The organism is Ruegeria sp. BG6 (genome assembly GCF_056538465.1).
The window spans coordinates 1-11,016 of record NZ_JBQFTB010000026.1 but is presented as its reverse complement, the minus strand read 5'-3'; the positions used below and the strand labels follow the sequence as shown (position 1 = coordinate 11,016).

Below are 11,016 nucleotides of genomic sequence, written 5' to 3'. Positions count from 1 at the left end.
ACATTGATGCGTTCGAGGAGCGGGCTGCCATTGCTGAATACGATGGTGGCTGCACCCGTAAAGCAGCGGAGGATCTGGCGGCGCGTGCTCAGGGTTTCCGTGACGCTGAAGCCTACTGGCAATGGCTGGCTGACTATGTCGTCAACCGAAGAACACCCTGAAAACTTACCCTCGGCGGCCCATTGCGGGTTGCCGGGGGTGCTCACTTTGCTTTCTTTTTGCCGAAGTCGATGTTGGTTGAAGGTGGCGGAATGAAGGCTGTGCGCACCCAGGTAACAGTGTCTAATAAATAGCCGAGACCCTGATCAATTGCGGTAAGTTAACCAAGTTCACTAGTCGTTGGCCCTTCAAATCTCAAGTTTTTTTACGGAGAGATTCAAGCGCTGACTTTAGGATTTCTGAGTTCTCAGCCCGTTCTTCTGACGTCATTAAGTTCGGGTCAAAAACCAATCGAAAGTTTGGCTTTTCATGAGTGACTTTTTCTGGGCGGGGTCTCGATCTTTTTTGACCCAGGACGCGGTAGGTCATTACGGGTTGAGCCACGCCCTTGACTTGGATTGCACCGACCTCTTCGGTATCTATTTCGTGGTTTACGTGCGCCCGGGTTTCGTAAGAGATGTAAATCTCTCCTTCCTCTGCCTGATGCTCTAACCTTGAGGCTACGTTCACGGCACCACCAATGATGGTGTAATCCATACGGTCGTCACTTCCAAAATTTCCAACCGTGCAGAAGCCTGTATTGATGCCAATACGGCATTGTAGTTGTTGTCTTATTCCTTGCCTCCTCCATTCCGCCTGCAACTCAGCCAACTTGTCTCGCATCGCAATTGCCATTCTCACGCAAGCCAAAGCATCTTCGCGCACTCCTTTACTCTCCGGGTCACCAAAGAAGACAAGGATCGCGTCACCGATAAACTTGTCTATCGTCGCGCCGTAGCTCAAAGCGACTGCTGCCATTTCGGTCAGGTAACTGTTCAGAAGTTCCGTTAAGTCTTCAGACTCCATCTGATCCGTAAGTTCCGTGAATCCAGCCACATCCGAGAAGAACACACTCAGCTTTTTTCGTTTGCTGGCGAGTTTGACTTCCTGGCGCCCGGAAAAGATCGATTTGTAAACTTGCGGTGATAAGTACTTAGCAAGCTTCCCTGACAACGCTTCAAGCTCTTGGTTTTTTCGGTTTACCTCTTCGGCCGCAATGCGCTGCTTTTCAGCCAATGCATTCAGTTCCCGCTCATTACGATCACTCAACCGCATCATTCGTCGTGTTGTCCGAAGCAGTTTCCTGTATTCTTCAACGAGGTTCTTTATTGAGTTTCGCGTCTCTTCATTTGGGAATTGTCCGCTGCTCAAAGTTGCTTCCGCGACTTCCAACGCTTCTCTCTCCTTGGCAAAAAGATCGTCGATAGTCATTGATCAGACAACTTTTTTAGCGAAAACTTGGCGTGTTTAAGATCTTCTCCGAACTCCTCGCCAAGCTCTTCCATGGTTTCGTCTTCAGGATCATGAAACCAGCAAACTTCGACTTTCATTCCCATTTCTGCAGCGGAATCCAAAAGCTCCATTATCATCATGATGGCTTTAGCGCTGGAGGAGTTGAAATAGATAAGTTCAAAGTCAAAACGACAGGCGGTATTTGAACCTTCGGAAAGCCAGTTTTTTAGGGAATCAAACAATGGATTAAAAAAGGTCGTAACATCCTCTGGATAGGATTCTCCAATAAGCCTGAGGTGACCAGCATCAAAATCAAATGCCACGGCCGGAGTGCGGTTTGTCGCCGGGATCTTAATGTTCTGCATTCTACCCTCTTAAACCGTGGCTTTGAGCGCGAAGAATGCGTGCTGGTCATCAACTCGCATAAAATCGAACTCGATTGGCTTTGACGCTCGACGCGCAATTTCAATTAACCCTATACCCGCACTGTTGCTGACACTCTCGGCTTCGGCTCGTAGTTGGTCCTTGTATGCGACCTTTAGCTCTTCCCGGTTCATATCGCGGAGCTCTGATAGCCGGTTCCGCATAGTGTCGACATCGTTCAACAGGATCAGGTTTCCCGCGTGAACGACATAGCTGCCAGCTTCGTTTCCGATGGTCAGTATGCCGTAACTTATGTCCAGTACCGCTGTTTCACCGTCAGCAGGCAACTTTTCAACGGAATATCTGATGATATTCTGCATCTGCTCTACAAAAACTGCGAATACACTGCGAAGCGTTTTGGTGTCCGCATCTTCAGATACCAACTTCTGCTTTAACGCATCACCGACGCCGCTAAGAATGCTCTCGGTTACATAACCGCTGTAGGCGAAAACAACGCCCTGTTTTCGCAGGTTAGCACGTAGTTCGTAGACTTCGCTGGCAAGCATCTGTTCTCCTTGATCATGCTTGGACGGCACCAAGTTCAATCCAGGTCTTGATATCATAAGATACACATTTATGCATTTTTAGGGTATCAATTGTGCAGGCTTATCAGCGGGGAGGTTAGCATGATTAGGCTAATATGTGTGGTCGCCCTTATACTTTCGTCAGGACCGGCTGTAGCGGCCGACATTCCGACCGAGGTGAAAGCAAAGCTCCAATCCGCCATGATTGCGCATGTCGATGGCGTGATGGTCGATGGTGCTTACACTTATCTGGACACAACAACCAATGCGATTGAAACTGTATACCCTGCAAATGTTCACCCCATGGTTATTCCGGCAGGAAGCGACTACTTCGTCTGCTCTGAAATGATAACCGAAGGTGGCGACACCGTGACCGCAGACTTTCTGGTGCGGGAAATTTCCGGGGACTACAAGGTTGTTCAGATGATCGTCAATAATCGTGGTGCTCTTCAGGCCGCTATGAAGAACATCGGGAACTAGATGCCAAACACTGTAGAGGCGTTTAGTGCGTAGTCTCAGGGCCTTCTTAAGTCGCCGCATCTTCCTAAAGCACATTCTCGCGACCCTCTTGATCGGGGGTGTATTTAATGCCGTGGTGCTTCTTTTTTATTATGACTTCAAAAGACAAGCTCAAACGGACCAGGTCGCAGCGGAAATGGCAACGATTGCAAACCGCATTGCGAGGCCGCTAGCTGAGTTGGTTGAAGCACGAAACTTTACACAAGCGACGAGCCTGCTGGCCGTCTATTCTGGTTTTCCTTATGTAATTTGCGCCGAACAAAAGCTGGAGGAAGGCTCCAAAACCTTGGCCTCCTGGCCTGCCATAGGTTGTGACAGGATAAAAAAAACCGGTTTGGATATCGTCGTTTCCGTCCCGACAGCAGCAGGGTCGACAATGATGTTGGCACGAATTGATCAGGAGATTCTGAACAATGAGTTGCAGACTGAAGTTGGAGTTGTGGTTCTTTTGGGAATTCTCGGAGGCCTTGCGCTGATATTAGCAGGTGCTGCTGCATTTTTATGGCTTATCAACAGACCTCTCGGTCAAATGTTGAAAGCTATTGAAAAGTTCGAACTATACGATGATCCACAGAGGGTCCCGTACCAATCAGAAGATGAGATTGGTAAAGTTGTTCAAAGCTACAACTCAATGCTGGAGCGGGAGGTCGAACGCGTCAACGCGATCCGTGAAGCGCACCATCAGATCGTCGACAGTGTAAACTATGCCACGCGAATTCAGCAGGGGTTGTTGCCTACTGCAAGTCAGTGTCAGAGCGCCTTCGCCGATTTTGCGGTCAAATGGGAGCCTCGCGACTTGGTCGGTGGGGACATCTACTGGATCAGGTCGGAAGGACAGATTTCGACGCTTGCCGTAATTGACTGTACCGGTCACGGCGTACCAGGAGGCTTCATGACCATGCTGGCGATCGCTACTCTCGAGCGGCTTTACTATGAAAACGACAGGCTCAGCCCCGCTTCGGCCTTATCGAAACTGAGCGATTTAACTCGCACCCTCCTAAACCAGGACACTGAAAACTCGACTTCAAACGACGGTATGGACGCAGCAATTTGCCAGATCGACTCAAGCAAAGGGATAGCCAAGTTCGCAGGGGCACATATGTCTTTGTTGGTTAAGTCGGTGGCCAACGTTGATCGCATCCGAGGTGATAAACAAAGTATTGGGTATGCGGACACCCCAAGAGGGCCAAAATTTATTGAGCACGTAATCCACTTAGATCAAATTGTTGATCTGATTATCTCTACCGATGGCCTGATCGACCAATTGGGTGGCGAAAAGCGCTTAGCCTTTGGAGTTCAAAGATTAATGTCGATAGTTAAGCAAGACAGTTGGTCGAACTCGGAAGAGCTTTTGGCGGCCATCGAAGATGCTTTCCAAGATTACAGAAAGAATGAAGAGCGCATGGATGATTTGACGGTGATTGCTTTTCGTCCGTTGCAAGATACAAGTTAGGGTGCTTTTTATGAGGTGAGCAGGGTAGCTGCTTATGGGAAAAAACTGTGGTCTGCCCAAGTTCTTACGAAAAAGGATAGCTTGGCCTGCGGGTGAGAGAGGAAAAGTCGGTTTTTTTATAGTGTAAGCCGCCAGCACCAGCGACCCCCGTCAGCCCCTGGAACGACTCGTCAGCGGTTCCGCCAGTGCCAGTGAGCGGTCTCTCTAGCGGTCGAGAATGCCCCGAGCTCTCCCTCGAAATGCCCCCGAAACCGCCCCAGTTTCTCGGGCTTCGCTGAAAAGCCGATAACAATCATCGGTGGGCAAGGATTCCTACCACCCCAGCCAGTTCATCGGAACATCGAGACGTACACACCCGTGGCACCCGTTTGCTACCGAAAATGCCCTCGTTTATGCCCCAGTGGTTTCGGGTGTTCTTTCGACCCAGCTGCACCCAGACTACCCCTGTCACCCAACCTCTAGCAGGGGTTCTATGGGGGTGGGGAATAGGTATAAGTAATGAATAGAAATCGGAGGATAGAGAGACCCGAGTATCCTCCTTCCTGATCCATAATACACAGAGGGAGGAGGAGGTTATGGGGGAGATAGAGAACCCATGGCACTCGCGGCCGATCGACGTTCACCGCTGGTCGGACCATCCGGAGGTGGCAGAGTTGATCGACCGCATCTGGCATGATCTCCAGCATGGAATGGATTTTGAGAGCAGTTTGGGACTTAGGGATTAACGCTCAAAAGCAAAGTTGTCGGGCTGACAGAAGTTGAGTGTCGCGCTAAGTTCCTCAAAACGGGGGAACGAATGGACAGACGGCTTACCACAGTGCTTGCGGCGGACATCGTCGGATATTCAGCACTGATGGATCATGACCGTGAAGGTACGATTGCTGCGCTTAGATCATTCCGTGAAGATACACTTCAGTCGCTGCTGCAAGCCCACAGGGGGACATTGATCAAAAGCTTGGGCGACGGTTGGATTGCCGAGTTTAAGTCCACATCAGACGCTGCAGATTGCGCTATTGCATTACAGTCAGCGCAGAAACCAGAGAGCATCAAGCTTCGAATTGGCATTCATACTGGCGAGGTCGTTACAGAAGGCGATGACATTTTTGGTGACGGAATAAATGTCGCCGCTCGTCTCGAAGCGCTAGCCGAACCGGATCAGGTTTTGATATCGGACACATCTCACAACAGTCTTGACCGAGGTGACGCATCCAAATTCGATGGCGGTGAGCAGACAGAACTCAAAAACATCACGCGCCGCATTGGTGTTTGGTGCTGGCCAAAGGGCACTTTTGCCAATCTGTCAGAAAAGGCAGATGTCAGACCCGGGATTGCAGTGCTGCCATTCGACAATATGTCTGGTGATCCCGAACAGGAGTTTTTTGCGGACGGCATCACCGAAGACATTATCACAGAGTTGTCTCGTTTCCGTTGGCTGATGGTCGTGGCAAGAAATTCATCTTTTACATTCAAAGGAAAAAGCACGGACATACGCGAAGTGGGTCGCATTCTTGGAGTGCGCTACGTTCTCGAGGGTTCAGTCAGACGAGCAGCTCAACGAGTCCGCATTACAGGGCAGTTGATTGATGCGGAAGACGGCAGTCATCTCTGGGCAGACCGCTTCGACGGCGTGCTTGATGATATTTTTGACCTTCAAGACAAAGTAACGCTGGAGGTCGTAACCGCGATTGAACCGTCTTTAAGGCACGCCGAAACTAACCGAGCGCGGGCAAAACCTACGGAAAATTTGGAAGCTTATGAACTATATCTTCGAGCACAATCGCATTTCCATCTTTTAACGGATCAAGACAATCGAGAGGCCATACGTCTGACAAACCTCGCATTGAGGCGTGATCCAGAATACGCATCCGCGTCAGGGCTGTTGGCTTGGTTGCATATTCAACGAATGGTTCAAGGGCTTGAGCCAATTGGTGAAGGGCCGAAAGAGGCTATTAAGGCAGCCGAGCGGGTTCTGTTGAGCGATCGTGCAGACGGCATCGCGTTGGCGTACGCTGCGCATTCAATCTCTATGCTGGCGCGAGACCTGCCACGCGCGCGGGTTGCTTTCAAACAAGCTCTTGAGCAAAATCCAAATGCCGCAACGGTCCATATGCTGGGCTCCATCAACCTTTTTCTTCTTGATCGTCCAGAGGAAGCACTAAGTCACGCGGTTCAATCTGTTGAGCTCAGCCCTCACGATCCATTGCGCCACGCTGCTTACCTTGCTCAGGCTAGCGCGCTTTTTCACCTTGGGCGTTATGAAGAATCGGCTAAGGCTTGCCGAGAAGCTTTATCTGTACGCTCAAACTTCGTAATGAGCCATCTCATGCTGATTGCTGCTTTGGGACACCTCACCGATGATGCTGCAGCTCGCAAAGCGGTAGCGGACCTTCAGACGTTGCGCCCGGGCCTGACTGCAGCCTCAGCGCAGACACAAATGCCAATATTCACTGTTCCATCCTGTGCAGATAGTTGGCGCGAAGGTTGGTTAAAAGCAGGGTTGCCAAAATGAGTATCCGTAGCGTTTTTGCAAAGGCTTTAGCTTCGCACCGCTCCAAGTGAACGTCAGGTCACAAAATTGAAGATGAAAGAACTGAATGAGCACAGCAATAGCTTCCTGTGACTTCACGGAGTGTTAGAAACTGATTTATCCACAATTCAACCCTTCGTCTGTCCGATAGCTCGGCCCACTTGTTTCTGCGGCATCAATTTTGAGCTTCGAACGGCACCACCTCCCGCCCAGTCCGTTCTTCATGCTCCGCCAGCCGTTGAAGATACCCCTCTGACCGGGCCGTCTGCCGCCAGATGATGTAGTCTTTGACGTGGTCAGCGTTCGAGTCGGGTTGTTCGTCCAGCCCGTAGAACTTGTTCGATGTGGGTAACGGTGCACCAGCTACTCCAGTAGACGCCTCGGCCATCACCCGCTTCAGCTCCCCCACGCGGGTGTAATCGACAATAAAACTGTCATGCACGGATAGGACTGGAACGGCCCGATTGCAGAAGTGCCGATGGACGCGCTCCGCTATCTGACTATCAAGGTTCATCAACTGAATACCTTGATCCGCGAACAGAAATTCCCTGATGTGAGGGGTCTTTTCCAGGAAGCCAGCCAGTAGTGCATCCAGTTGCTCGTTCGTCAGCGTCTTGCCTGCGTGGCCGGTCGGAAAGCCATCACGAAACGCCCGGAAGGCGGCATCCCTGGAACCGGCGTTGATCGCTGTCAGTACAAGCCGCTTGATAAATTGACGCTGCAGCACTGAAGGCAGCCATGCACCCAGTATGTCGGGCAATTCATAGGGATCGCCATCAAGTTCTTTTCCTGCTCGAAGGCTGAGCAACGAGACATGGAGACTGCGGAAGTCCACTTCGACGACTGGCGTATCATTGATGAAGATCTTCGACCTCCAGTCACTATTGATCTGTTGCCACCAACCACCATGAAAGCGCCCATTCAGGTTGAAGTTCGAACGGCTGAATATCCTGCGGGTGAACTTATGATGATGATCGGTGGTGACATCATCGACCCTTGGTTCATCCAAAACAGGGATATCAATGAAAGCGCCACCAATAACTTGGTTATAGCGCTCAAGCTCAGCCCGCATTCTAATGATCTCGTCGGTATCCTCGTACTCGACCAGTGCCTCTGCTTTGTCGCCTCTGAGGATGATGATTTCTTCACCTTCGACCCGACCAACGTCATCTCGTCGGATTGCCACTTCGGCGAACCATCCCTGCAGCACCTCGGAGGCTCGTATCCTCGTCGTTCTGTTCCCCCGGGCCAGAGGACCCGAGTAGCTGCCCTTGGCAACATCCAATAGTCCTGCCTCAATCAGGGTGTGAATGATCGGGATGATCTTCTTGGATATATGGATCGCATTATAGCGAGAAGACGTGTCCCAGTAGTTCGAGGACATGGAGACGCCGATAGACAGTTCCGGGTCTTCCAGCCAAGCAACATACAGGTCCAGAACCAGCACTCGGAGTTGATGTCTGAATGCAGTCTTCGGCTTCGGTCCGGAGGTCTTATCGCTCGGCAGGTAGCCGTCCCAGATGCGGTCGACCAACTCTGCCACCTCCGGATGGTCCGACCAGCGGTGAACGTCGATCGGCCGCGAGTGCCATGGGTTCTCTATCTCCCCCATAACCTCCTCCTCCCTCTGTGTATTATGGATCAGGAAGGAGGATACTCGGGTCTCTCTATCCTCCGATTTCTATTCATTACTTATACCTATTCCCCACCCCCATAGAACCCCTGCTAGAGGTTGGGTGACAGGGGTAGTCTGGGTGCAGCTGGGTCGAAAGAACACCCGAAACCACTGGGGCATAAACGAGGGCATTTTCGGTAGCAAACGGGTGCCACGGGTGTGTACGTCTCGATGTTCCGATGAACTGGCTGGGGTGGTAGGAAACCTTGCCGACCCATGAAACCTATCAACTTTTCCGAACGGTGGCCGGAACTGGGGCGGTTTCGGGGGCAATTCGAGGGTGAAGCGACGGGCGGAATGGAGCGTCAGCGGGTCAGCACGGGGCATTTCTGACCGCTGGAGAGACCGCTCACTGGCGCTTTGGGGATAGCTTACGAGACCGCCAACCTGGACCGCTGACGACTAGCCCGGGTGCTGACGGTGGTCGCCGGTGCTGGCGGTTCGGGGGGGTGGACGTTCGATCCTAGTGCTGCGAATGACTGATGGTAGCCCTTCTTGTGCATCAATCTTCAACAGAAACCGAAGGTCTAAGGTAGTGGATGACGCAGAACCTTGATGACATCGTCTCCCACACGAACAAACCGTCGATCTCGCCGTGTGATTACCTGCCCGTCGAAAGGAGATAATATTTCTTGAACTTTCGTACTTGGTTCGGAGACGACTACCGCAAGTCGCTGTCCTTCCTTGACCCAATCACCGACATCAACGTCGTAAAGAACAGCACCAGCCTCCGGCGTCGAGATTAGAACAGCTTCATCAACATCACCGACAATCGGGTCATTTGGATTGATGTCAGCAATCTCATCGACAATGGCCCCAAGTTCGACCAAATACCTGTAAATACCGTCTGCGTCCTGGTGGGCCAATTCAGGTGTAACATCCATCATTCCACGTAGTTCTATTGTCGCTGCGAAACGTTTGTCTTCCTCGCGGTTTTCTGCTGCCCATCGCCTCCCTACGGCGAGATCGAAGGAAACGGGATCATCATTGGCGTCAGTCAGAATAACGCTCGCCTGCATTGCCCGGGCAAGGCGGAGACCTTCGTCCAGCTGACGCTCAGGAACGTAAAGATAAATCGGTCCCTCATCATCGCAATGAAGGTCCAGCACGACATCCGCTGCTACGGCCATTTCAATCAGGGTTGCTTTCAGGCGATCAGCAGCGGGCTTGCACGACATTTCCTCCAACGTCCCGGTTGGAAATGATCGGTTGAAATTAACTCTGCCGTTGAGGTCAAAGCGTCCCAGTGTTTCTCCGTACACGCCTTGAGCAAGTCCAATCGGGTTGGCGTAGGGTACCAGCGTAACGTTTCCGGCCAAGCGCCCACTTCCTTCGGCTTCCGCAATGCGAGGGATCAGCCGGTCAATTGCGACAACGCCTGGCATCTCATTGGCGTGAAGTGCGGCCTGTATGTAAACGGACGGGTTACCCTCTGAGCCTTGGAACTTGACGATACGTAGTGAAAGCGTTTGCCCGGGTGTGTCCGACTCTATCGTGATATAATCGATGTCCATAATGGCCGATCATAACTCGTGCTCAGACAACTATTGAATACATTTTCTTGCCGGGATGCCCGAAGCGCGAACGTCGGGCTTGTCCGTACACCGGTCGTTAAAAAGAGTCTTCTGGATGACCGCACTGAGCCCATAGCGAAACAGTTAGTCACTCTGCCCGTAGAGGCCCGATAATAAGTACGATTATACTGACATTGCGGCACGAATAGAAATCTTCGCTGTTGATAATCAATCCGCAGGAGACCGATATGAGAGAACTCGACCTTCAGCACTTACGCGAGACAATCCGGATTGCAAAAGAAAGTCGTCAGGCTGGCAATCACCCTTTCGGTGCGACACTGGTTGATCCCAACGGAGATGTCCTCATCCGCTCCGGCAACAGCTACAAAGATTATAAGGGGGTAGGCCACGCCGAATTGAATGTCGCACGAGAGGCGAGCCGTCTTTATGATTCTGAATTCCTTGAAAAATGTACACTATATACTTCGGTAGAACCTTGCTGCATGTGCGCGGGAGCTTGCTATTGGGCGGGGATCGGAACAGTCGTCTATGGAATGACAGAAAAGCGTTTGGCCATCTTGACCGGTGACAATCAGGAAAACCTGACACTGGATATGCCCTGTGAGGCCGTCTTCAGCGTCGGTCAGCGCCACGTTGAAACCCGTGGGCCCTTCTCTGAAATCGAGGATGAAGTTGCCGAGGGGCACAGGGGCTTTTGGCAATAGAAGGCCATCTTCCAATCAAAGTAAAAAAGCTGAAAATCAAAAAGGTGGGGCGTCCCGGAACAACGTCCACTACGTCCGCATTACGGTCATTCCGCCACCTACGACCAACATCGACTTCGGCAAAAAAAGAAAATAAAGCAGAGATCCCCCGGCAACCCGCTGAGGGCCGCCGAGGGTTCTGTCTATGAAGGTGGTCTTCGGTTGACGACATAGTCAGCCAACCAC

At 51.5% G+C, this 11,016-nt stretch carries 9 protein-coding genes; 4 read left to right on the top strand and 5 right to left on the bottom strand.

Annotation, left to right across the window (positions count from 1 at the left end; translation table 11 throughout):
• Positions 1-354 precede the first annotated feature (354 nt).
• The 3 genes from ACR0JW_RS23510 to ACR0JW_RS23500 are packed head-to-tail and all read right to left on the bottom strand — an operon-like array spanning position 355 to position 2,360.
• Positions 355-1,410: an adenylate/guanylate cyclase domain-containing protein gene (locus ACR0JW_RS23510; protein ID WP_170682833.1), complete on the bottom strand. Its 1,056-nt coding sequence runs from the start codon at positions 1,408-1,410 to the stop codon at positions 355-357.
• Positions 1,407-1,796, bottom strand: coding sequence for a DUF1987 domain-containing protein (locus tag ACR0JW_RS23505; protein ID WP_170682834.1), 390 nt, complete (start codon positions 1,794-1,796; stop codon positions 1,407-1,409). The genes ACR0JW_RS23510 and ACR0JW_RS23505 overlap by 4 nt, the downstream gene beginning before the upstream one ends.
• A 9-nt stretch (positions 1,797-1,805) precedes the next feature.
• Positions 1,806-2,360, bottom strand: a complete 555-nt coding sequence (locus ACR0JW_RS23500; protein ID WP_170682835.1) for a SiaB family protein kinase — start codon at positions 2,358-2,360, stop codon at positions 1,806-1,808.
• A 120-nt stretch (positions 2,361-2,480) separates the two neighbouring features.
• Here ACR0JW_RS23500 and ACR0JW_RS23495 point away from each other — a divergent pair, with 120 nt between their 5' ends.
• The 3 genes from ACR0JW_RS23495 to ACR0JW_RS23485 all read left to right on the top strand — a co-directional run bounded on the left by ACR0JW_RS23495 (position 2,481) and on the right by ACR0JW_RS23485 (position 6,859).
• Positions 2,481-2,858 carry a hypothetical protein gene (locus tag ACR0JW_RS23495; RefSeq protein ID WP_170614900.1) on the top strand — a complete coding sequence of 126 codons (378 nt, stop codon included), beginning with the start codon at positions 2,481-2,483 and terminating at the stop codon, positions 2,856-2,858.
• Positions 2,859-2,883: 25 nt separating this feature from the next.
• The gene (locus ACR0JW_RS23490) at positions 2,884-4,350 is read left to right on the top strand and encodes a SpoIIE family protein phosphatase (protein ID WP_170808463.1); all 1,467 of its coding nucleotides are present in this window, start codon (positions 2,884-2,886) and stop codon (positions 4,348-4,350) included.
• An 853-nt stretch (positions 4,351-5,203) separates the two neighbouring features.
• The gene (locus ACR0JW_RS23485; RefSeq protein WP_480714579.1) at positions 5,204-6,859 is read left to right on the top strand and encodes an adenylate/guanylate cyclase domain-containing protein; all 1,656 of its coding nucleotides are present in this window, start codon (positions 5,204-5,206) and stop codon (positions 6,857-6,859) included.
• Between the two features lie 193 nt (positions 6,860-7,052).
• Here ACR0JW_RS23485 and ACR0JW_RS23480 read toward each other — a convergent pair whose 3' ends face one another.
• Complete coding sequence (locus tag ACR0JW_RS23480; RefSeq protein ID WP_480714578.1) at positions 7,053-8,489, bottom strand: hypothetical protein; 1,437 nt, start codon at positions 8,487-8,489, stop codon at positions 7,053-7,055.
• Between the two features lie 590 nt (positions 8,490-9,079).
• A complete protein-coding gene (locus ACR0JW_RS23475; protein WP_170682870.1) occupies positions 9,080-10,066 on the bottom strand; it encodes a M14 family metallopeptidase in 987 nt (328 codons plus the stop codon).
• A gap of 248 nt (positions 10,067-10,314) precedes the next feature.
• Between ACR0JW_RS23475 and ACR0JW_RS23470 the strand changes: the two genes are divergently transcribed.
• On the top strand, positions 10,315-10,791 hold the full coding sequence (locus ACR0JW_RS23470; RefSeq protein ID WP_170682871.1) for a nucleoside deaminase: 477 nt from the start codon (positions 10,315-10,317) through the stop codon (positions 10,789-10,791).
• Positions 10,792-11,016: the final 225 nt, after the last annotated feature.

Excerpts from the sequence above, each read along its gene's own strand:
- ACR0JW_RS23510 (WP_170682833.1), bottom strand. The coding sequence starts at position 1,410 with ATGACTATCGACGATCTTTTTGCCAAGGAGAGAGAAGCGTTGGAAGTC.
- ACR0JW_RS23505 (WP_170682834.1), bottom strand. The coding sequence starts at position 1,796 with ATGCAGAACATTAAGATCCCGGCGACAAACCGCACTCCGGCCGTGGCA.
- ACR0JW_RS23500 (WP_170682835.1), bottom strand. The coding sequence starts at position 2,360 with ATGCTTGCCAGCGAAGTCTACGAACTACGTGCTAACCTGCGAAAACAG.
- ACR0JW_RS23495 (WP_170614900.1), top strand. The coding sequence starts at position 2,481 with ATGATTAGGCTAATATGTGTGGTCGCCCTTATACTTTCGTCAGGACCG.
- ACR0JW_RS23485 (WP_480714579.1), top strand. The coding sequence starts at position 5,204 with ATGGATCATGACCGTGAAGGTACGATTGCTGCGCTTAGATCATTCCGT.
- ACR0JW_RS23480 (WP_480714578.1), bottom strand. The coding sequence starts at position 8,489 with ATGGGGGAGATAGAGAACCCATGGCACTCGCGGCCGATCGACGTTCAC.
- ACR0JW_RS23475 (WP_170682870.1), bottom strand. The coding sequence starts at position 10,066 with ATGGACATCGATTATATCACGATAGAGTCGGACACACCCGGGCAAACG.
- ACR0JW_RS23470 (WP_170682871.1), top strand. The coding sequence starts at position 10,315 with ATGAGAGAACTCGACCTTCAGCACTTACGCGAGACAATCCGGATTGCA.